Raw genomic sequence first — 22,607 nt, 5'->3', positions numbered from 1 at the left:
TTAAACGCTAAGTATACTAATTTCTTCGTTCACTTCAAAGTGCCATTGCCCACATCCAGCTCGCTGAGTACTTATTTGTCTGGGGGAGATATCGATGAGCTGTTAACTAGGTCGTCAAGAATTCTGATTGTCGCAGAATTTACTGTATTGGAAATATTTATAGAACAATAACACGGCTACTAACAGGGATAATATCATCAATAAGATCGTTGCTTCGTAAAGAATAAGCGTCAGCCCGACGAAAAAGTATAGCGTTATTGCCTTACTGATTTTTAAGGGGCGATTTCCTACACTTAAAATCAAACTCTTGACAAAATGGAGGAAAATTAAGTACGATAGTGTAAATACGCCAACGCCCAGGAAAAAATTCGAAGCGATTGTAGCGTATACTATTTCGGGAGAAATCAAGATGCTGTAATATAGACTAGTCTCTATAAATCGATGGAAAATGGTTTTTGGGAAATTTAGCATGAAAGCCATTCGTTGGCTTTGAAAAACGAAATCCTGATATAAGAGTGCGCTGTTAAAACAGGCGAGGATGAGCGCAAGTAGTATTGTCAGCCGGAAATCGAGATCAGCTAAAGGTTCCTTGAACAGAAAAACCGTTACCAACACCAGTATTTTTGTCGCAATAAGAACAAGCTTGTTGTTGTAGCAGTGGTTGATAAGTAACACAAGATTCAAAGGAATAAAGCGCGTCCCTAAACTCTTTTTACTTTGCCTAGTGGACGAATGAGTTCTTGACAACGTATCCATGCAGATAACCGTTCCAACATTAACTGCCGTCAAAAAAAGCAGAATAGGAAGTCCATATGGGGGCGCAGTACAGTAGTAATAACCTACAAACAGGGAATATAAAACATATATAAAAAGTGGCAATTGGATTAGAAGCACGGTTATCATCCATATTTTCCAACGCTGTCCCTTTGGCATTCCCATAAACGTATAATACAAAAACTGATTCGACTTTTTAGCGATTTCTATTCTGACGTAGCGGACAGCCAGGCAAGCATAAAATATTGCTATCAAACAAAAAAGCAAGACAAAAAGAGGCTCTGTTAGCAGCTTGATGGATACAAACATCGTCCAATAATCAGCAGTTTCTGTTAGAAAAACGCCCGCTGTCTGCATATACAAAAAGTAGCTGCTCACCATAACGAAAGACAACAAGAAAGATTTCGTATATCGCTTATAAAATCCTTTGACAAAAATTTGCAAAAACGTGCTTCTCATCGGGGCTTCTTAAGATAATAGTTTGCCTAACTCCAAATTTACCCGGGTTGCTTCAAGCGGAAAATGTTCTGTATGAGCAGAAACCAATATTGTTGCCCCCTGTTTACTCCGTGTATAAATCTGATCCGCTAAAAAAGCACTAGCATCAAGATCCAACGTTATAAAAGGTTCATCCAATAGAATAAGTCTTGACTGTCCTATGAAAGCCAAAATTAGTGACAGTTTTTTTAACATACCACTAGAATATTGCGATATGGGGCGATCTCGGATAACGTATTGCATCTGAAAACCGTTAACCAATGGATTTACATCTACTGAATTTCCGTGCTTTGCCGAAAGAAAAAAATGAATTAGATCTTGTCCTGTCAGAAAATCAGGATAAACAGGTTCTGTCGCCGAATAGTTCACATACTGAAGATACCTCTCGGGATGCCTGCTTAACGAATGCCCCTGCATTGAGATCCCGCCCCGATACGGTAATAGGCCAGCAAGGCATTTAAGAAATGTACTTTTACCAGAACCATTTTTACCGTTGATCCAATAAATCCCGTCCTTCATATCCAAATATGGTATATCGAGTGCTAAGTACGATGCGTAGTATTTTTTTAAATTTCTTATCTCTAGCATGAGGGCATGTTTTCTAATGAAAATTGTTATTTAAGACCGTTAAAAATAGCACAAATCATACCCTATAGAATATAGAAACGGTAAATGCCCTTCTTTATTCGGTTAGAAGCATTAATAGAGCGGTAAAGATTCATATTTGAAAATAATTTTTCGTGGTATTTCTTCCCTGTAAAAGTCCAATAATTCTTACATTTAACATAATGCAATTGTCAGGAGGTACAATCGATATGGGTGTTATAGAAATAGTTAAAAAACAGGAAAGACAACAGGGCATGAAACAGGGCCGTTTGGAAGAGCGTGCCAAGGCAGAAGCCGAAAAACTTAAATCTGCTTTGAACTTTAAAAATATGGGCATTCCGTTAGACGATATTGCCAAAGGTTTAGGACTTACAGTAAAGCAGGTCGAAGCACTGAAATAGCTGCTTGGACAGTATAATTTATTGCAGCCATCTGGATTTTTTTAGATGGCTGTTGTTATTTCAGACCGTTAAAAATAGCACAAATCATATCCTACAGAATATGGAAACGGTAAATGCCCATTTTTAGTGGGGTAGAAGTATTAGAGAGGTTAATAAATTATGTTCGTTATTTCAAACAAAATGATTTTTTTGTCTTAAACAACAATCATTGTATGAAAATGCAAACTCTATTACCTAATTTTCAAGCTATATTAAAATAGATGGGCGAGAATATCAAGCTAGCCAACTGGTTAGTGTCACTACCCAACTGAAACCTATTGCTGCAGACGGAAAAAGAAGATCGTCCGATATGTTAGCCTATGAAGGCATTATAGCATGAGGTAAAAATTTTCCGGACACTAAAGCAAGCAGTTTCATAGAAAGGAACGTAAATGTTTTACGCTGATGAAAATATTTAGCCGTCTCGAAAGATGATAGGTGCTCTTTATCAAGTAGATGTAAGAATCATTAGTGATGAACCTTTAAAAGATATTTAAAGACAACGAACTTGAGGAAGATGCAGTTGTCCGGAAATTCAGGATAACTGCATCTAACGACAAGAACTAAAATACGCAGCAATATTGATGATTATACATAATTATTTTTCAGATCCAAATGAAGCTGTTTTGACAACTTCATTCGTATTGGATAAAGCCGATCAAATAACAAGAGTATATCATTATTTTGAAGATGGGATGTGGGAATTTGTTGGAGAGACTAAGGCAGAAGAGTCGGATTATAGCGTTGTTTCTATGGAAGAAATAATTAAACTGGACAACACGTTACTTTCCCTATCCAATATGGATCCAGGGTATTTCGCGTATAGAACTACAGGAAATAATGTTTTTGTGATAGAGAAAATATCAAATGACACATAATATAATTGCCAGATATGAAAATCCGTTACCCAATTAACGCTATGAGAATCTTTTTTTATTCCACCCTAGTATTATTGCTATCCGCATGTAATGTCGATGAAAACAAAGGAATAATCTACTATAATGGATCTCGAAGCTATAATATATCCAGCGACAAAATTGAGATCTATCTAAACGGAGATATTTTGTTAGACACTGTATTAAGCACCTACAATGTTGATACTTACACTCCGATCAAGGAGTTCAAAGTGAGGAAACACCAGAACAATACAATCCATTTAAAAGTAAATAATATCGATTCGACAATCCTAATTTCCAATTATGATCGAGATTTTAAACTATTTTTCTTTTTTGATAATAAAACAAAAGCGAGAAATAAGATGCTTGATGCACTAAGTTTCTGGCCAAGAGCCAATCCCGACAGATCGCAGATCATGGATAGCATTACAAAACAATACGGTGATACATTAGACAGCCTCCATGTTCACGTTAAATACGATTAAAGAAGATACAGAAATGAGGAAGTTATTTTTTGAATTCGAGCTTTATAATCAGGAATTAATTATAAAAGCAAGCAAAGAACGTTGGAATTGAAATTCATCGGTAGAGTTACTTGTGTTTTAACAAACACTTTTCATTGTTCTGCTATTGAAGAGAAATACAGGATTATCAATATAGAATGCAATTATATTCAAAAAGGAGATACCATTTTTTTAAATAACAAGAACTTAAATTATCATAATGGTCTATGTTTTGAATACGATAACAATGGTTAAACACAAATGCGGAACGATTAATCGATTCTGATATTGAATTCTACTTGGGACAACAATCCCCCAATAACAAGTAGAATTTCGGTGTTTTTCCGGATAGTACGCCTGATACATGGTGACGTACTTTGATGAAACGTAGAGAATCTCAACTTGCTAAAGTAAATGAAGCGAAAGTTAAGACCTTATATGATATCGATTTTCTATTAGGTGTCTATGATGATACCCGAATGAAAAAAGAAATACGTATTGCAAGAATAGAACAAGAGTTAATGAGATCCGCATTTCGAACCGAAATAGGTTAGTTTTTTATCAAAATTATTGATCAACATTTACGCTAATATTCGCTGATTCGAAGAGGTTCAGCTGAAATGCAGCGGATAGATATACCTTACCCCTAGTGCGAACTATTTTTTGTAAAGCGATGAGGGGAGCTTGCGGAAAAAGGTTGTTCTCACAGGTGACAAGATTCAATGGGCCGAGGCGCCTTAAGAGCAAGTATCTTTCGCTCAACAAACTAATTCATTGTCTCCTCGTTCTATAGTCGAATGCGTACATAATAATTTTACTATGAAGACAACTAAAAAAGGAAATCCCAGAGACATTTATCCAATTCCACCTTTTCCATCACAAGATCAGCATACACCCGGCTTAAATAGCAAAATGACACCTGTTCCAGATCACGGTGAAGAGAGTTATATTGGCAGCGATATTTTACTGGATAAAGTAGCTATAATTACTGGAGGAGACTCAGGTATTGGCAAGGCGACAGCAATCGCAATGGCTAGGGAAGGCGCGGATATCGTTATTTCATATGCTGAGGAGATAGAGGATGAAGATGCAGAAGATACCAAAAGGTGGATCGAAAAGACAGGTCGCAAAGTACTACTTTTTAGAGGAGATATCCGCAGCGAAGACCTCTGCAAAAAGATTGTTGAGGAGACGGTCGCGACATTTGGAAAGATTGATGTTTTGGTAAACAATGCTGCTTATCAGATGACCTTCAAAGATATAACCGAGATTACATCGGAGGAATGGAACAAAACCTTTGAGACTAATATGAGCGCAATGTTCTATTTCGTCAAATATGCCAAACCGCATATGGCCCCGGGCTCGTCTATCATTAATACAACCTCTGTTAATGCCTACAATCCCAATCCTACACTAATACCCTACGCTGCAACAAAGGGCGCTATTCAAAATTTTACGTCCAGCCTAGCACAGCTTTTTCTCGAAGACGGCTCTGGTATCCGAGTTAATGCGGTTGCACCAGGACCTGTATGGACACCGCTCATTCCAAGCACGATACCAGAGCACGAAAAGTTCGGCGAAAATACACCTATGGGCCGTCCCGGTCAACCAGCAGAAATGGCACCGATATATGTATTTCTAGCCTCTGATGCAGCTTCATATGTAGCAGGTGCCACGATTCCAGCGACAGGCGGAAGAGCAACAATCTAGTTACCAATTGTTTGAGTGTCCCAAATTTGCAGGAGGGTTTGAAAGTTTCGAACCCTCTTTATCTCGCACTTAAAGTTTACTGTTGAATGTGCGAAACGACATTAATCATTTTTTTGATGTGTAAAACATATTATTTCCCTTAATCATTTAAAAACTGTGGATACAGATTTAACATATATGAAGAGCGCAATCTTGCTCGCAGAGGGCAACTTGCAATCGCCGGATGGTGGTCCTTTTGGTTGCGTGATCGTTAAGGATGGCGAGCTGATCAGCGCCGAAGCCAATACCGTGAATCGCGACTGTGATCCAACCGCACACGCTGAAATGAATGCAATACGTAAAGCAGCAAAAAAAATTGCCAGTAAAGATTTGTCGGGTTGCGTGCTATACACGAGTAGTGAACCATGTCCCATGTGCCTTAGCGCCATATATTGGTCTAATATCAAGTCGGTATTTTATGGAAACACTAGGAGCGATGCGCAGAGGGCTGGTTTTGAAGACGAATATATATTAGACCAATTGAAAAAGGGTAATAATGAACAAGATATAACCTTTGAGCGTCTTTGTGCAAGCGAAGCTATACGGGCATTCGAGCAGTGGCTTGCCCTAGGGAAAGCTAAAATTGGTAATATCACATCTGATAACGATTAAATTTTTTTCATAAAGTATGGCACGCGTGCCAACGTTCCTCAAAAGATCGACAGCTAATCGCGTTGTGTAGGTTCGAAATGGATACTGATAGCGGTTGATCTATGGACAATTAATAGGAAATTTTAATGTAAATTCGGTGCTTTCTCCTTCGATGCTAACGACCTGGATTGTTCCGCTTAAACTCTCTAAGAGTCTCTTGACCAAACTTATACCGATGCCTGAGCCAATAAATTCATGCGCATTGGAAGCTCGTCTGTAGATTTTAAAAATCTGTGGGAGATCCTTTTTTGGTATCCCTATACCGTTATCTTTTATGATATAGATTACATGTTCTAGCTGCCTGCAGCTACTAATACTAACAGTAGGAGATGCGCTCTTTAGGCTATATTTTACAGCATTGCCGATCAGATTCATAAATATCTGGTGGAGTATCCCCTTATCTCCGCAAATGCTGTGGAGTTCCCCGAAAGTGAATTTACATTGCGGATTGCCATACAGTAACTTTGCGTCATTTGCCAGTTTTTTGATGAGAGCTGACATAGCAACGCTATCTTTTGCATAAATACGATTTCGCTCTTTTCCGATCTTCACCGTATTTTCTATCAAGCTTTCTAGATCCAAAACACCAGTAGAGATCGTGTCAAGCCATTTTAACTGTGCCTCACGAGTTAACTGCTCCTTCGCCCGTAGGTATTGAACGCCCATTTTTACGATAGCCAAAGGATTTTTTAGATCGTGCGATAAGGTGGAAGTTAGCATTTCCAGTTCATTGTTCAGAAGCGTTAGCTCTTCCAGAGATCTGTTCTGTTCTTTATTTCGGGACAGTACGGCTTCATTGATCGTTTTATCCAAAGCTTTCATAAAGGCAAGGTCATTGCCGTCCCACGCTGTAGCGGTATCAAATATAGCCTCATCAATGATCCTATACTTGCTAGAGATTGACTCGTCTTGTTGATAGAGAGTTTTATTTTCCTCGATTTTTATTTCCTTCGTGCTCGTTTCCTCGCGGAACCACAAAAGGTAGTGCTCATTATCCTTTGCGATTTCTAATGCAGCCAGGCCCGCAAAATTTAGCTCTTCTTCAAATCTACCTTGGTGGCGCAGTCTAAAATTACTATCCTTAAAAATAGATTTTCCAGTGGCTACCGACAAATACTGCACTATTTTCTCAATTGTATCGTCGCTCGGACAGAGCCCCTGGCTAGAGATCTGCCCGTGGAAATAAATGGCGACACCGGCAGCCCTTGGAGTTTGTTGGATGGCCGGTAAGTTCTCCAAAAGAGCTTTGTTTAGTGTAGAGCTGTCAATTAAGGCTGTCTTGTAGAAATTCTCTGCTCCCTTTAGAAGTTTCATTGATTTAAATTGCGCTTCTCGAAGCTGAGATTCCAGGCGGTTAGCGGCATTCTGTACAATTAATTGGCAAAGCTTTCTCTTTTGTACATCGATTGTGCGCACCGAGCTATTGCTTGCTGCCAGTATGCCCCATATTCTGCCAGCTATCGAGAGTTTAAAAAAGATCGCAGATGATGCGCCGATTTCCTGTAAGTAAAATTGAAATTTCTCAGCGATTGGCGTTAACGTGCTAGCGGATAGATCGATGTTGATCCGCTGGCTATGTAATTGTTGCTGTTCGCTTGCTAGTGCCGGGAAGTAGCTGTAAGCACGTCCCTGAAAACAACTTAAATCTTCCCCATTGATAAATGATGAAGAGTAGCGAACATCGATCATGGGCTTTAGCTCTAGATCCTTTGCTTCGGCTACTATACGTGTATGTCCCATTTCCGTAATCTGTAATACGGCGATACGGTCGTACTCCAACAGGCTTTTTATCGATCGGCAGAGCGAACGCATGATATCATCCATCGGCAGATCGTTCAGCAATCCCTCAGTATGCATTTGCGAAGTGAGCAAATGTCGGCAAGTTTGCTTTTCCCATTCGATGTAAAGTAGCGAGCCTTGTACATAAAGATCCATGTAATAGGGAACCTTGGCCAAGGTTATAAGGATAACCTGCCTAGCCGTTTTTCCGGAAAACACTTCGCTTATCGCTTCGAAGATTTGATCCTGCTCACCAAAGATCTCAACAATACTCGATTGGAGCGGCGTGCCAATTAATGTCGTCGCGCTATTAATCTCAAAGCAGCTCACATTTTCACTAGCTGCCACTATAGTCCCGCTTTCATCTGAAACGAGAAGATGACCGAACGACTGGATAGATATGTTCTTCACAAGCTACGTTAGTTTTGCTTCAACTTAGTTTTAACAAATCTATTTGTAAAATGTTTAAAAATTAGCTCGCTTTTTAGTTTTACGTTGCTGTTTGGTGATGTCGGCACGCATAATATAAAGGGGTATAGTTTTTACATAGGGTAGGTGTATCCGAAATCCGTGAGGGTAACATGCCCTAATATCTCATTTTTATCAATTGGAGAATCAATAGTTATTATTCCTTTTTCCTCAAGAAGACAGAGACATGCCTGAAAGTCCTGACAATTTCGAAGTAACGCCGAGGAGAACGGCATGCCGCTATCTGTTTTCCGTAAAAAATTTATAATCTTAATTTCTGTTTTACTGAACATATCTCGTATTTTTAAATAAAACATATAGTCCGCTAAATCGACAATTAGACGTTTTTTTAAGGCGAATTTGTTTTCGCATTATGTCCTAGTTTTAAGCCTGGACGTTGCCCCGATTGTTTTTTGCTGGACATAAATTCGCACTACCGTGCAGTATATTAATGCTCGTGTCTCATTCTACGCACCTGTATGGTAACGGGACAATTGGTTCTGCAGATACTTACGCATATGGTGGATTCTTGTTTTGACTGTTCCTTCCGGCAATGCATACATTTCTGCAAGTTCTTTATATTTGTATCCTTGGGTATAACTAGTAAAAAGAGCAGAATAACAATCGGGGTATTTAGAAAGCAACTTTTTCACATCTTTTCTTAAGAAGGTGTGATCAGCAGCGTTTTGAACGTATGGTTCCATGCAGCCTTCACTTTTAAACCCGCTTGCCCGGTCCTGTTCATACCGTATCTGCTTTAGACGCTTGCGATAACCATTGATATACACATTTTTCATGATAACATAAAGCCAGGCCACTAAACGAGGATTGTTATCATAGTTATGCTCAAATTTTAATGAGGAAGCAAAAGTTTCCTGCACAAGTTCCTGTACTTCGTCCCAATCCCTTGTAAATTTGTAAGCTAGCCCTTGAAGGACTGGCTGATTTTCTCGGATGATTGATGATAATTGCGCATTTGTCATAATATCTATCATTTGATGTACTACCATGCCCGCAAAAACGGTGCGCCATATTTTAAAATAACTCGAGGAAATAAAACCCGTTTTGACACATGTGTAACTACTTCCTGAGTACGTATTTAAAATCATCCTTCTATATGCCTCAAAATAGGCTTCTCGTCGCATTTTGTAGAGGCGCGTTGACGCGGTGCGATGATAAATACGCTATATGGATCAGGTATTTTTATTCGCTTTTCCGAAGAAATCAGAAAGTGTTTGCTGTGCAGATTCCATTCATTGAAATTTCATTTCCGATAAATGCTACAGATCAATGAGATAGATGCAATTTCACAGTCCCACAAGGTTTTTGGTTTTCTTGACCTTCAGCGGTAAAAATCAACTAGATTTTACTGTTGTCACTTTCCATTGCAAGCGCTTTGTTGATCATCATCCCAGCTTTTGTTCCAGAATAGACAGCGCTCGATATGGAGCGTAATAGATTTGAGTTGTCTCCGCACGCATAGACGTGCCGAACACTGGTTTGTTGTTTTTTATTTACCCGTATGTAGCCGTACTTCGTCTCTTTACACCCCAGTTGGAGATGAAGATCTCCAGACAGCTTAAACGGAAGTGGAGCATAGATGAGATCGACAAGTTCCGATTCACCGTTCTCAAATAGTATAGAATGTACCATTCCCTTTTCATGTAGGATACTTTTGATGGCGGGATATGAATTAACGATTTTCAATTCATCCCATATATTAGATTCCTTTTCCCCATGTCTAAACGGAGGGGACGGTTCGATTATGCTGATTTCAGCATGCAACGACCCGAGCAAACTGACAATCTTTGTGGCTTTTTTCAACACGGCAAATACCATGGCCTTTTTGTCTCGGAATTCATAGCCATGACAATATGGACAGTCTATAATCGATATTCCCCAACAAGCTCCGAAGCCTTCAATGCGTGGTAAGAGATCTTGTATACCACCGGCAAGCAAAAGCTTTTTTGTATGGATGATCCTGTTATCACTTAGCACAGCTGCACAATAGTCCGGTGCAGCTCGCGCTTTCATCACAGAACCATGTACGAAATCTACTGTACCATAGTTTTTCAGCTGGCTTCTGACAGTCGCTATTATGGATTTTGGCGATTCGCCATCGTGGCCCACGAAATTATGCGATTCTTTTGTGTTTTTGTTGCAGGGATTCCCATCGTCTATAATTAATATCCTTCGTCGGAACCTCGCTAAGGCCAGTCCTGCCGATAGGCCGGCATAGCTTCCCCCAACGATGATTGTATCGTATATATTATTTTTCATTCGCTTCGTATTGATCACTCTTTGTAAGCATGCTATTTTAGAACCGAACATTTACTATTTTACGTTTTTGTAAATGTATTGATCGGCCAGCTTTCCTTCGATAATCTTCCCATCCTTATCCAGATGAAATAGCTTGTCTTTGGCGATCTTTAGTTTTAGATCGGTGTCTTTGGCTCGCAAATGCAATATACCTCCGTTCTCCTCTAATGTATAACGTCCGTTGTCACTAGTTGATTGCTGGCTTCCTAGTTGCTCCGTACTAATGTTAAACGTTTCGTTATTGTTTATGACCAGTATCGTTTTTATACCTTCGCAATCATCACACGGTATCGTACCCTCATAGGTTCCATGAAAATCCGTGGGATTTAAGGATTCATCAGTATTCGACTCCTCATCTCCTGCAGCTTCCGTAGAAGCCTGTTCTGTTTGCGCTGTTCCGATATTGCCCTGATCTTCGTCTCGCTGTTTTGATAAGTCGACGCAGGATATACAGGTGAAACAAAAGAAAAAAAGATAGGTTGACCATCCCGCTGCTATCGGTCTACTAGGTAAGATTTTTAATATGCTTTTCATAGTACATATGTATTAAATATTTTGTTGAATCTGTTTTATGGATATCCAATTCGTCTGTGGGTTCCGTAGGTCGAACGATAAATCGTTGATTCAGTTTGCTCAGCTGTGCTAAACCGTATTTATTTGGCTACAATAGAGATCTCTTTCGCGTTATAGCGTATAAATAAACATCACAAGGGGTATACAACAGCTTTCTATAGATGTAAGTGTAGGATGTCTTTTATATCGTCTATTTTGCTCTAGACTACCTTTTGGAAGTCAACATAGACCATATCGCCAGAGAGATGGCTGCGATGGATTGGTTTACTATTTCCGAAGGGTTGCCTTCCAAAAGAACACGCTGTTCATGCACGATTTGTTTGTACATGATACAGTAAAACATCGTTCCCACTGGTTTCTGCGGACTTTCGCTTCCTCCGGGAGCCGTTAAGCCAGTGACAGCAACCCTTACTTCGGCTGGCATTTTGCGCTGTAACGAACGGCACATCTCCTTGGTCACCTCTGCCGATTCGGGTGTATATTTTGCGATGGTTTCTTTTGCAATACCCAGCATGTCTTCCTTGACGCAGGCATTATAGCATACAATTCCACCTGTGAGAATAGCACCAGAGTAGGTCGTCAGCGAAAACTCATAAGCGAGCTTACCTGCCGTAGCACTTTCTGCAAAGGCGATGGTAAGGTTCCGCTCGGCAAGTAGTTTGCTGCAACGGGAGACTGCCTCTTTGTAGTTTGCGGTTTCATAGTCCATTTCCATAGCTTTATTTTTTGATGATGTTACTCTCTCGATCGGATAGGCTTGTGCAACGTGAAATGCAAGCTACTTACTTCTACAACCGAACATCCGGTATACGTTTTAACTATCTAACGGCGGTTTAAAAAAATAGTTTTAATCCATCGTTTCTCAATTAGGCACTATGTAGTTTTGATACAATCGAAGATCCCCAGACATTTTATCAGAAGGGCGGTAACAGCAACACACCTAAGCTTATTATGCAGCATAAATCAGCGAGAAAAAATTTGTTAGGTTGGATATTGCAACAGCTATTTTGTTGAAAACAGACCTTTTGAGCGAACTATTTCGATGGATCTGCGTTCGTAAACAAAAATATTTATAGCTATGATACTACCAATAATATTCGGGATTCTATTTGTTGCCATCTGCATTTTTTTCGTTATACGTAGCCAAAGTAAAAAAGAGGTAACTCGAAGGAAGCGATAACTGACATAAATACAATAAGATGGTAATAAATACCTGTATTGCTTTATTAGTGAACTTTACTGCCAGGAATTCATTCGATTAACGACTGTGGACTCACCCCAGTAAGTATAAGAGCACGAGATAATGAATTACACAGTTGATCGACGGGCTGTTTGGGAAAACAATTGGCAAGGTCAAAAGGACTGTTGCAAGTATGAAACATTAAAGTAAAGGCTATGGAAAATCTAGAAAAAAAAGGTGCCCAAGAGGGCAAACTAACAAAGGAGATCGAGAGCAAAACGGCTCAACTTCCTTCAAAGGTGTACCTGTGTGCATCAATAGCGGCAATGGCAGGGGCGGCGATTTTAAAATGCCTAGGGCGTAAACATACTGCATTATTTATAGGCCAGTGGGTAGCACCCTTTCTTTTGTTCGGTGTTTACAATAAGATTGTAAAAACTGAAGGCCACGATTGACTCAAGTAAATTAATTGGGCGTAAAGCGGGATCGATGACTTGCCCGCTTTACTAGTTTAATCCATAGATCTACCATCAATACCCATTGCAATCTCCCCAAAAATGCCTTTTAGTTTTCCTATTTGTTAACTAAAGGAGATAAAACAGACCCAATATCCTTAATTTTGAAAGCCTTTGATAGCGTTACCCCATAGAAAGGCCTAGGAGATTTCAATTGATTCGCAATTTCCGCCTGTAAAGTAATTCCCGTAACCGGTTCCGTAATCCATACCTTTCCTGTATAAAAGGCATCATATTTTTTTGTCATCGGCGGATACAAATCACCGGTCAAACTAGTATTAGATCGGCTGCTTCTACTAGGCGAAAAAGTTGTCAAAAATCCAATAGAACTTGTCGCTCTGACGCTCACAGCTTTCGTTTCGTACACGAGAAATACACTCGCAGCCCCAATTTTCAAATCAAATTCACTCTGTTGAATCGTGCCACCTTGCAATGTTGAAAGCTCAAAAGAAGATGGAATAGATCCTTGACTTTCAAGTGTATCCAACAAAGTCGGAGTACCGTAAACTGTTTGGCGATTTATTCTCCGCCACACAAACTCTACCGAAGGCGAGTAATAGAGGTTAAAATGGTGCGAACTTCTTCTGCTTAATTTGAGAAGCGGACTAAAATAAGCACCAATATTATCCGATACTGTAGATATCGTAACCGAACCAGAAGCTCTTTCTCGAAAATAAAGAGAATCATTAACACGCTGAACCCTAATAGCCCGATTGCTATATTTAGCCGTATCTATATTACTCATCGTTCTATTCCCATACAGGCTCAGATAAAATCCAAATTTATTTTTACCCTCTATCGGTGGGACAAAAACATTTGTTGCAAAAAATAGATTCTTTGCTTTCGTTTTTCCATCAGCCATATCGAAATTCGTTCCCAAATAGGATAGCAGAGTATAGTCCTCAGAAACATCAACAGAGGGCTTCACTATGAGGACAAAATTCCTTTTACTGCCCAGATTATTATCGTTAATCTCTTTATCCCCATTCTTCGCATTAATCTGTAACTCCAGTCTTCGCTCCCTATCTGTCAGGATATCCTTTTTTAACCTAACATACAGGGTTTCATTTTCCTGTAATGAAGAAAACAAACGCGGCCTTAAATCCATAGAATAGTCCGAATTAGGTAAAGAAGACTCTTTAACCAAAAATGAAAGGCTAAATTTCTTTGTCGAAGTGTCTCCCTTTGCAATATAGTATGAAAAGGGAATAGCAACGATCACCTCACTATCCTTACTTTTGGAGGCCACAATACTATCTTTAACAAACGATAAATTAAAAGATCCTTGCCCACAGGCGATCCCAATATAACCAAATAGGAGTAGGGTTAATAAACGTATTTTCATAATCTAGGTATTTAATTTGCTAAAATGCTTTACAGTTCATACATAAGCCCGGCACAATAACACATCCATCACAGTGTAGAGATGAAGAGTGCCAAGAAATATAGCACATTCATCATCGTTACTTTGTTAGTTAATACAGCAACACTAAGTTCTCCATTTTAAGCAAACAGGCAAATACCCCATTTGGGGTATTTTTAAAATATTTTCCAGTCTTTGTTCAAGAAATTTAGAGGAATAGTTGTTCCGGTAACTGCAGTATAAAAATCTCGCTACGCAAGTCCGATTGTTTCTGATTTAGATAAAATATTTAGTTTAATAGCTTATTAATACGGTTTCCCGTAATTGACTTATGTTTTAAAATATTATATACGTGCACAAACGAATAACCGTATCAATATTATAATTTTCAAAAACAAAATACTTTAAAAGAAAACTGTGTGTCGGGATATGGTATTAATCATATTTTATCAAATGTTCAGATTGATCAAGGTATGATATGCTATTCCAATAACTAAACATTTTAGAAAGGCCATAATCTATCTGAAAGGAATCCAAGGATATATTTGATTTAAAAATACATTTTTTTACCGACAAAATATTGAATATCAATGAACTTATGGGTTTCATGGGCAGTTCGATATTGGCAATGACACGTTGAATACCGTGCAAACAGCTTGATGGAAGGCTGCTCATGTCAAATCCTGTCGACACCTTGACAAAGTTGATCGACTTTACTTTGCACAGAGCCGTAATAAAAAGGCAGATGAGGCGGATCCTTGCCAAATGAAGATCTCCTGCCAGATGCGCTGTAAATGCCACTAAAAGATCTGTATCTTTATACCTGTGACTGACGATCTTTTTTAAAGACATTACCTAAAGAATAATCCTTTAATATGCTGAATTTTAGTCACGTATTCAAATATAAAACAAGATAAATTACTGATTCATAATTCTTTGAAAGTTTTGTCATGTACTAAACTAATCAACACAAAAAACATGAACATAAAATCGCTAGTATTTTTCATTGTCCTTTCCTCGTTTATATATGAAGGAACCTGTCAATCGAAGGCAGTACCCATCGAAGAAAAGGCTTATTCCTTTGCAGTAGACCTGCTTAAAGAGGGAACATATCAAGCAGATATCCTAGACACCCCTCCTGTAAGTCCTGAACAGCAAATAATCTGGCAAAAAATGCAAGCAAGCCTCGCAGGCAATCCAGAGTGGGTAAAAGAAATGCTCCTGCATTTAGCACTTGGTGAGCCGTTCCCTTACCATGAAAATTTAGGCATTGATGAAGAAGAGTACCGCTCGATCTTAACGACTTTGGATTCGGAAAGATTGATAAAAGTAGATTCGACAAGCGTACGTATTATTCATGAGGATAATATAATAAGGTTTGGAGAAACTGAAAACGACGAACAGTCATTACTAGATTACCTATATATTGACAAAATAGATCGCCAGATCTATATCGATGATGATGCTTTGGCATTTAGGACTCATTTATTGGTCAACGAAACGAATAGTAAGTTTTCAAATGCTTGGCATGGTTACTCTTGGGAATATCAAGATGTCCCGGTAGAGAAATTAGAAGACTTAGATTTCTCGGAACCTTTCGACGCGACTTTATTTAAATGTACTATCGGTAAAATCGAGGAGACTGATGATATTATATTGTATATTACGGCGAAGATTATTGAGCAGGGACAACCAGCTGTTAATACGAGATTAGTGTTAGTGCTTAGGAAATAAGTAAATGTCAGTTCCTAAAAATGTTAAGACAGATAACGTAGCTAAAAACTGACACTATAGTGGTTATAACACTTTAGTCGAATTTCCTAATGGAACTTATCACACTAAAAATCCAACCGATGAAGGAGGACCAAACAGCGTTTATTTGATTCAGGCACGAAAAAATTATGAAGAATTTGGCGTTTGTGAATTTGACATGAAGATACTAGGTACAAAAACCGACAAAAAATGAGATTAGAAAGCTGCAGACATTATGAACACAAAGGTTTATAAGGTGTTCCTAGGTGACAAACTTATAGGAACAACCATATTTGAAAAAGCAGACCCTCCTATGGGAGTTGTATTTGGACTGCTAAATTTCATCGACATTATGTACGGCTATGATTTTTTCAAGAATTATTGCGCCGCAAACACAATTGAGCTAGTATACGACTATCCTAAGGATAAATTGCTAACGACCCGAGCTATACCGAATTTAAAGGTTATGAACGAGAATGGCATTGAAGTAACAGGCGTTGGAAATCAGATAAGCGGAATGGATGGCGAATTTGAGATTACCCTGTTAGGTGTATCGTATCCATTCTTCGAAGAAGAGTTTCCGCATCATGTGAAAGCGTATAATGACCAATTCAATAAGTAGAAGGTGGGATTATTCTTATATATTGAAACTAATCTGATAGGAAAAAGTTATAAAGCTTTTGAAAATGATTTAATCTCTGCAATTGGGCATGATAGAAGGTTTGATAATCTCGGTGCCACTGGTGCTTCAGGGTTATTTTTAGATAATAGGACGATTGGGGCTGACTGGAAATTTGTGAGTGAGGAGCTTACTATTGCCTCAATGCCGTTCGATAGCAAAACGCGTTTACAAGCCGCAACTTTAGGAATTGGATTGGGATTAGCGTCTTTACCGAAAACATTAGCAACACTTATGCATAGTACGCAAGGTTTGAATTACATCCTTATGTGGAATTCTATTGGAAATAGGGGGGCTAACGCTCCGTCTAAATAAAACAAATTATGAATAAAATATCAAAAAAAGCCTACAATAATTCATTGGTGATCTCTATACTGTATGTAGGGCTGGGAACAATCTCAGTTTTGTGCTTGTATCCCCCATATTATGCAGATTGGGTATTGTTGGTGGCCTTGCTTACTATTCCTGTCAACTTTATAAGTTTTGGTTTGATGTTTAGCAGTCCGGGAAATTGGCTGTGGGTTCTTCTAATTCAGCTTTTTGTATTTTTCTTAACTTGGCGACTTGTATACAAGTGGCTAAAAAAGAAATATTAGAGTGGACTTGCAAATAAAATCGGCAGTAGTAGTTAAGCAGCTTTTTTAATTTTTTGCTCTTTGTTATTAAATTGCTCGATAGTAATATTTCCCAATGTTGAGTGACGACGTTCTCTATTATACCAGATTTCTATGTATTCGAACAGCTCCGTTCTCATCTGATCCTTGGTAATCAACTTATTACCGTAAATCTGCTCGGATTTCAGCGTTTTGAAGAAGCTTTCTGCTACTGCATTATCCCAGCAATTTAAACCTTATCTAAAAAAATCGGAGGCATTTAAGAAATATCGCAGGAAGAATGTCGAACATTGGATAAGGGAAGGGTTGATAACGCCTAGAAAGGATGGAGAATTTTCGGCAGCTTGGCGGATTGATCTTTTGGAGATTGAATCTGTAAAAAACAGTATGGAATTGTCAGATCTTTTTTTTGAGGGTGGAAATCTGAAAGTAGTTAATAAATAGTGGCGGGAGAGGTGGGATTTGAACTATTGCAGCTATTTCTTAAAATTCAGAAAAAACAAAATATTAATTTGTATACTTATTATGTAGATTATATATTCTTTTTGTATATTTGAAAACAAATCAACCAAACGCAACAAACCGTCTAATTCGGAATCATGGAGTCTTCTAGTAAGATTTTTTGATTGTTGTACTTTAATTTTAATGATCTACAACACAAAAATGAATATGAATCAAAGAACACAAAATTTATACACTTTTTGCAAGTTAAATCTGTAATAATATCTTTTTAATTTTACTATAGCTTCGATGGAAGTTTAGTTTTTATAGCTAAGGACAGGTTATCAATTGGCGTTGGCACTTGTTATCACGAATGTTATTCTACATTCCTTTTGAAAAAACATAGAATATTTGTGCATTCTGATCAACAGCGTATCACGTCCAATTATCTTTTTTCCAAGAAGAACTACAACAAGGTCAAAGGGGTAGTAAAGTCTTATTTTTTTTAATTAACCGTTGTTGGATATATTTTTTTTCTCAACAGTTTGTTTTCGTTTAAGGAAATTTTTTAAAAATTATCTGAGATGAGAGTTTATACAGTTATTAAATCGTCTATGTATGATATTTACATAGATTTCATACTTGTTTTGGATGTTTTTATATTACAAAACACCTTTTAACCCTTTTTAATATTGATTATGTGTGGTTTTTGTTTTCGGAAACGATTGCGTAAAATTATATCGAAAATTATAAAAAGTTATCTACTTTTGTAAAGTCGACCTAATTAGTAGTATTTATATCTACTTTTTTATTTGTGTATTAACTAAAATTTGTGAAGTAATGTTAATGTATTTTCGTAATTATTCTATATACCTACTGCTTTCATGCTGCTCATTAATCGGGTGTAGAAAGCAACTCTTTGAAGCCCAGACTACAGGTGACGTAAACATCGTTGGATATCTTGAAAATAATAGCGATCGTTTTTCTAATTTGATTCAAATATTAGAGCTTTCTGAAGCTTATGGCTATCTGAATGCTTATGGAACCTATACTTTTTTTGCACCAACAAATGATGCGATAGATAGCTATATAGAGCAAAGAGGAAAAACCCGTATCCAGGACATCGAGCCTAGCGTTTGGAAGGATTTTGTGAAATTGCACTTGATAAGGGATACGATCAGTACCTCCATGTTTACAGATGGAAAACTTGCCGCTATTACTGAATTTGGACAATTCTTATTGACTGGTGTCTCGAATCAATCGGGGCAGGCCAGATATACGATAAACAGGACAGCTAATGTGAGCCAAGCGAATATTAGGACAGGAAACGGAATCGTACATGTGCTTGATCGGACCATTCAGCCAGCAACTGAAACTGTCGCCGAAGTAATAGCGAACGACCCCGATTATACCATATTTACAGAGCTTTTGAGAAAGACCGGATACTACGATCGATTGAATACGCCTCTAGGTACAGATTCTACCTGGTATACGGTTTTTGCGCAGAATGATGAGACATATCGAACCCTGGGATTTCAGGATTATCAATCACTTGAGGAATTCTATTCAAATACAGGCAACCCCCAAAATGTGAAGGACAGTCTTAATCTCTATGCAGCTTACCACATCGTAGACCAGCTCGATTACCTAGCTGATGTAATTTCAACACAGACGTTGAAAACATTGGCTCCTCTAGAGATTTTGACCACTAAATTACAGAATACAACTATCCTTATCAATGAAGATACATTTAACGGAGAGATAGAGCCTGGTGTCGAAATTAGTCGCAGCCAGAGCGATATTCAGGCTATTAATGGTGTTGTTCATCAACTATTAGGGAATGTCCAGATAAAAGTACGGCAACCATTTGCAGTTTATTGGGACGTCACTGATCAACCCGAACTGAGAAAGTTGACTTCTATTTTCCGCAGAGGCAAGGGTGATTTAGTATCCTTTACAGATACAACCGTTTTTTCCGGTATTAAGTGGCAGGGAGGAGCTATCCGTTACAATACTACTGTTAGCACAGCCGCAGAAAACTATGTAAATGAAGATTTCCTCAGCATGTACTTACGCACGGGGGCCGAAACCCAATGGATAGAATTAAAAACACCATTATTAGTTAAAGGACGATATAAAGTTTGGGTTGGATTCCGTAGAGCAAGGGCACAAACGATCCAGGTTTTATTTAATAATAAATTGCTTACTAATCCCAAATTAATAGATGTCAGCCCTTACTACGATTATACAGATGAAAATATTGCTGAATCAGAAGGTTATAAACGATATACGACCGTAACGACCGGCACAACTTCCACAATTAAGCGTAGTATGATCGGAAGACTTGTTGGCATTATTGATGTAGAGACAACAGAACAGCATAAGTTGAAATTTGTCTCTCTCACCAATGAATCTGGGGCCCAAAATCTATTTAATTTAGATATGATACATTTCATTCCGGTGGATCAAGATCAACAGTGGCCCCGTTTTAGGCGGGATGGAACTGCCCAAGGAAAAACAGATGCACCTTAATTAATCTTAACAACATTCACTTCATTCTTTTAGGATAATGAAAAGAAAATATTTCTATTTCATAGCGCTAGCTGTGCTCGCTTCCGAACTAAGTTCCTGTAGAAAGGATAGTTTGGAAGCATTTTACGGACGACCTGACAATCTGGAACCCGCAATTTATTATGTGCTTGAAGAAAAGGGCGGTTATTCCGACTATCTTAAGGCCGCTGAAAAAGCAGGATACAAATCCATATTGCAGGGACAGGGGTATTGGACTGCCTTTGTGCCTTCGGATGATGCTTTTAACAAATATCTTCAAGAGCAGGGATATAGTCATATTGACGAAATAGGAGAAGATAAATTAAAGCAGATCGTGGCATATTCGCTTGTTTATAATGCGTTTTCGCAAGAACAGCTGAATGACTATCAATCTAATAATGGCTGGGTCGTTAACGAGTCTTTCCGCAGGCGTAGCACATTTTATAATGATGTATACAATGTAACCTGGAACGGCAGGAACATAAAAGTACTGGATGCAAATCGAAATGGCGCTTATTCGTCAACAGATAACAATAATAAATACCTTAGCTATTTCACATCACGTTATTTTGCTGCAAAAGGACTTACTGCTTTCGACTATAACTATTTTTACCCCGATACCGAATTCAGTGATTTCAATTTATTTAACGGAAATGTTGAACAGGCCGATATCATAGCAGAAAATGGAAGAATACATACTGTGAACAAAGTGATTGAGCCTCCACAGAGTATTGATCAATATCTCAGCGCTCATGACGAATACAGCCGCTTTCAAGAAATCTTAAATAAATACTATGTATCCTACGAAGTAGATGATCAGGCAACTCAGAAGTTTCAGGCTATCACAGGGGAAAATGAAGATATCTATATAAAGAAATATCACGAAGATTTGGCTTTTTCGCCAAATAACGAAAATTATATCAAATCCCAGGATAATGATGGACAGACTTCGGGGTACACTTTGTTTGCGCCAAACAATGCTGCTGTAGAATCTTTTCTGCAGACAAAATTGCTAAAATACTATACGGATAAAAATATAGAACTACTTCCCATAAGTATTATCAAAGATTTTGTTAATGTGCATTTTTGGCAAAATACGGTATGGCCTTCTAAATTTTCAAGCTCTTTGAATAGCTACAGCGAACCTGCTCGTTTCAATGTAAATACCGACGTGGTTGATAAAGCTATTTTAAGTAACGGTTTCTTTTATGGCACCAACAAGGTTCAGGAAGCGAATATATTCAGCACCGTATATGCAAACGCCTATCTGAATCCTACATATAGCCTGTTTACCAAAGCACTGAATCTGGAACTTAAGCAGAATCTATTGATAGACCAGCTAAATTATCTCGTTTTTCTAATACCCGATCAGGAATTGCAGCGTGCTGGATTTGAATGGAGTGAGGTGAATAACACTTTTCAATATACACCGGTAGGTGGTTCGACGGTGACAGGGGGAGATGCACTCAGTAGAATACGACGCCTAGTTGCTACGCACATCGTGGATATAACAGGAAATACGGCGCTTGATCTTTCGGGAAAAGGAAGCCTTGAAACAATCGGCGGAGAGTATATCAACTACGATAACTGGCGGCTGTCTTCGGCGGGAAGTCTGGAGAATTTGAATGCCAATTTACGTACACTCGTTTTATCAGATCAGGAAGAAACCATAAATGGCGAAACATTCAAGATTACAGGAGCATTGCTCTTTACTGATAATCAGGTTGGTAAACATATTTACCAATATGCCCAGGACGCTGATGACCCATATTATCTGTATTATCAATATTTAAAGAATTCTTCTATCTATGACCAGGACGAGTGGAAAATAGAAGGATTTAATACCGGTGTAGCTTATACTGTTTTCATTCCTTCAAACCAGGCCATTCAAGAAGCGATAAAAAATGGCTGGCTTCCCGGAACGGTGAATGGTAATACTGTAGTGCCTAATTTTACACCGACGACCGAACAAGAAAAAGAACAGATTCTACGTTTTCTTCGATATCATATTGTTATCAATAATTCAATAGTACCCGACGGGAAGAAGGATGGGACGTTTGCCACATTGTTAAAGGATAATTATGGTGAGACCGTTACAGTTGCTATTCAAAATACGGGACAACAGCTGTTGTTAACGGATAAATTATCTGCGGAAACGACAGCTCGACTTATACTTGAACACAGTAATGTTTTATCTAATCGGACTGTTATACATCAAATCGACAGCTATCTTAAATATATCTATTAATCTGTTAAA

Annotated in this window: 24 protein-coding genes and 1 pseudogene; 15 read left to right on the top strand and 10 right to left on the bottom strand. The window is 38.3% G+C overall.

Annotated elements, in window-relative coordinates:
* Positions 1-114 precede the first annotated feature (114 nt).
* A complete protein-coding gene (locus ACSZOX_RS09930) occupies positions 115-1,233 on the bottom strand; it encodes a hypothetical protein (RefSeq protein ID WP_437919731.1) in 1,119 nt (372 codons plus the stop codon).
* A 9-nt stretch (positions 1,234-1,242) separates the two neighbouring features.
* Complete coding sequence (locus ACSZOX_RS09925; RefSeq protein WP_437919730.1) at positions 1,243-1,860, bottom strand: ABC transporter ATP-binding protein; 618 nt, start codon at positions 1,858-1,860, stop codon at positions 1,243-1,245.
* 200 nt (positions 1,861-2,060) lie between these two features.
* Between ACSZOX_RS09925 and ACSZOX_RS09920 the strand changes: the two genes are divergently transcribed.
* The 6 genes from ACSZOX_RS09920 (at position 2,061) to ACSZOX_RS09895 (ending at position 6,078) form a co-directional block, all read left to right on the top strand.
* Positions 2,061-2,279 carry a hypothetical protein gene (locus ACSZOX_RS09920; protein WP_437919729.1) on the top strand — a complete coding sequence of 73 codons (219 nt, stop codon included), beginning with the start codon at positions 2,061-2,063 and terminating at the stop codon, positions 2,277-2,279.
* Between the two features lie 623 nt (positions 2,280-2,902).
* Positions 2,903-3,196, top strand: a complete 294-nt coding sequence (locus ACSZOX_RS09915; RefSeq protein WP_437919728.1) for a hypothetical protein — start codon at positions 2,903-2,905, stop codon at positions 3,194-3,196.
* A 41-nt stretch (positions 3,197-3,237) separates the two neighbouring features.
* Positions 3,238-3,699 carry a hypothetical protein gene (locus ACSZOX_RS09910; RefSeq protein WP_437919727.1) on the top strand — a complete coding sequence of 154 codons (462 nt, stop codon included), beginning with the start codon at positions 3,238-3,240 and terminating at the stop codon, positions 3,697-3,699.
* Between the two features lie 398 nt (positions 3,700-4,097).
* The gene (locus ACSZOX_RS09905) at positions 4,098-4,271 is read left to right on the top strand and encodes a hypothetical protein (protein ID WP_437919726.1); all 174 of its coding nucleotides are present in this window, start codon (positions 4,098-4,100) and stop codon (positions 4,269-4,271) included.
* Positions 4,272-4,536: 265 nt separating this feature from the next.
* Complete coding sequence (locus tag ACSZOX_RS09900; protein WP_437919725.1) at positions 4,537-5,427, top strand: SDR family oxidoreductase; 891 nt, start codon at positions 4,537-4,539, stop codon at positions 5,425-5,427.
* Positions 5,428-5,583: 156 nt separating this feature from the next.
* On the top strand, positions 5,584-6,078 hold the full coding sequence (locus ACSZOX_RS09895) for a nucleoside deaminase (protein WP_437919724.1): 495 nt from the start codon (positions 5,584-5,586) through the stop codon (positions 6,076-6,078).
* 99 nt (positions 6,079-6,177) lie between these two features.
* On the opposite strand, the gene ACSZOX_RS09890 is transcribed toward ACSZOX_RS09895, so the two are convergent.
* The 5 genes from ACSZOX_RS09890 to ACSZOX_RS09870 form a co-directional block, all read right to left on the bottom strand.
* Positions 6,178-8,307 carry a sensor histidine kinase gene (locus tag ACSZOX_RS09890; RefSeq protein WP_437919723.1) on the bottom strand — a complete coding sequence of 710 codons (2,130 nt, stop codon included), beginning with the start codon at positions 8,305-8,307 and terminating at the stop codon, positions 6,178-6,180.
* A gap of 524 nt (positions 8,308-8,831) precedes the next feature.
* A complete protein-coding gene (locus ACSZOX_RS09885; RefSeq protein ID WP_437919722.1) occupies positions 8,832-9,347 on the bottom strand; it encodes an RNA polymerase sigma factor in 516 nt (171 codons plus the stop codon).
* Between the two features lie 376 nt (positions 9,348-9,723).
* Positions 9,724-10,644 (bottom strand): NAD(P)/FAD-dependent oxidoreductase, encoded by a 921-nt coding sequence (locus ACSZOX_RS09880; protein ID WP_437919721.1) that lies wholly within the window; start codon positions 10,642-10,644, stop codon positions 9,724-9,726.
* Positions 10,645-10,698: 54 nt separating this feature from the next.
* Complete coding sequence (locus ACSZOX_RS09875) at positions 10,699-11,217, bottom strand: copper resistance protein NlpE (RefSeq protein WP_437919720.1); 519 nt, start codon at positions 11,215-11,217, stop codon at positions 10,699-10,701.
* A gap of 244 nt (positions 11,218-11,461) precedes the next feature.
* Positions 11,462-11,965, bottom strand: coding sequence for a CinA family protein (locus ACSZOX_RS09870; RefSeq protein WP_437919719.1), 504 nt, complete (start codon positions 11,963-11,965; stop codon positions 11,462-11,464).
* Positions 11,966-12,651: 686 nt separating this feature from the next.
* Between ACSZOX_RS09870 and ACSZOX_RS09865 the strand changes: the two genes are divergently transcribed.
* Entirely contained in the window at positions 12,652-12,891 is a 240-nt protein-coding gene (locus ACSZOX_RS09865; RefSeq protein WP_437919718.1) for a hypothetical protein, read from the top strand.
* A gap of 118 nt (positions 12,892-13,009) precedes the next feature.
* On the opposite strand, the gene ACSZOX_RS09860 is transcribed toward ACSZOX_RS09865, so the two are convergent.
* A complete protein-coding gene (locus tag ACSZOX_RS09860; RefSeq protein WP_437919717.1) occupies positions 13,010-14,296 on the bottom strand; it encodes a hypothetical protein in 1,287 nt (428 codons plus the stop codon).
* Positions 14,297-14,749: 453 nt separating this feature from the next.
* Entirely contained in the window at positions 14,750-15,166 is a 417-nt protein-coding gene (locus tag ACSZOX_RS09855; RefSeq protein WP_437919716.1) for a hypothetical protein, read from the bottom strand.
* Positions 15,167-15,292: 126 nt separating this feature from the next.
* On the opposite strand from ACSZOX_RS09855, the gene ACSZOX_RS09850 reads away from it, so the two are divergent.
* From ACSZOX_RS09850 to ACSZOX_RS09830, 5 genes and pseudogenes are all read left to right on the top strand, one after another.
* Positions 15,293-16,048, top strand: coding sequence for a hypothetical protein (locus ACSZOX_RS09850; RefSeq protein WP_437919715.1), 756 nt, complete (start codon positions 15,293-15,295; stop codon positions 16,046-16,048).
* A 109-nt stretch (positions 16,049-16,157) separates the two neighbouring features.
* A pseudogene (locus tag ACSZOX_RS09845) lies at positions 16,158-16,280 on the top strand (CPCC family cysteine-rich protein); the annotation flags it as partial.
* A gap of 21 nt (positions 16,281-16,301) precedes the next feature.
* The gene (locus ACSZOX_RS09840; protein ID WP_437919714.1) at positions 16,302-16,688 is read left to right on the top strand and encodes a hypothetical protein; all 387 of its coding nucleotides are present in this window, start codon (positions 16,302-16,304) and stop codon (positions 16,686-16,688) included.
* Between the two features lie 3 nt (positions 16,689-16,691).
* Positions 16,692-17,060, top strand: a complete 369-nt coding sequence (locus ACSZOX_RS09835; protein ID WP_437919713.1) for a hypothetical protein — start codon at positions 16,692-16,694, stop codon at positions 17,058-17,060.
* Between the two features lie 8 nt (positions 17,061-17,068).
* Positions 17,069-17,341 carry a hypothetical protein gene (locus ACSZOX_RS09830; RefSeq protein ID WP_437919712.1) on the top strand — a complete coding sequence of 91 codons (273 nt, stop codon included), beginning with the start codon at positions 17,069-17,071 and terminating at the stop codon, positions 17,339-17,341.
* A 32-nt stretch (positions 17,342-17,373) separates the two neighbouring features.
* Here the strand turns inward: ACSZOX_RS09830 and ACSZOX_RS09825 are convergent, their stop codons facing one another.
* Complete coding sequence (locus ACSZOX_RS09825; protein WP_437920105.1) at positions 17,374-17,532, bottom strand: IS3 family transposase; 159 nt, start codon at positions 17,530-17,532, stop codon at positions 17,374-17,376.
* 19 nt (positions 17,533-17,551) lie between these two features.
* On the opposite strand from ACSZOX_RS09825, the gene ACSZOX_RS09820 reads away from it, so the two are divergent.
* From ACSZOX_RS09820 to ACSZOX_RS09810, 3 genes are all read left to right on the top strand, one after another.
* Positions 17,552-17,803 carry a hypothetical protein gene (locus tag ACSZOX_RS09820; RefSeq protein ID WP_437919711.1) on the top strand — a complete coding sequence of 84 codons (252 nt, stop codon included), beginning with the start codon at positions 17,552-17,554 and terminating at the stop codon, positions 17,801-17,803.
* An 837-nt stretch (positions 17,804-18,640) separates the two neighbouring features.
* Positions 18,641-20,332 carry a fasciclin domain-containing protein gene (locus tag ACSZOX_RS09815; RefSeq protein ID WP_437919710.1) on the top strand — a complete coding sequence of 564 codons (1,692 nt, stop codon included), beginning with the start codon at positions 18,641-18,643 and terminating at the stop codon, positions 20,330-20,332.
* 37 nt (positions 20,333-20,369) lie between these two features.
* Positions 20,370-22,598: a fasciclin domain-containing protein gene (locus tag ACSZOX_RS09810; RefSeq protein ID WP_437919709.1), complete on the top strand. Its 2,229-nt coding sequence runs from the start codon at positions 20,370-20,372 to the stop codon at positions 22,596-22,598.
* Positions 22,599-22,607: the final 9 nt, after the last annotated feature.

Origin of the sequence: Sphingobacterium sp. LRF_L2 (assembly GCF_965644235.1) — a bacterium.
Taxonomy (GTDB): Bacteria; Bacteroidota; Bacteroidia; order Sphingobacteriales; family Sphingobacteriaceae; genus Sphingobacterium.
This window is presented reverse-complemented; position numbering and strand designations above follow the sequence as displayed.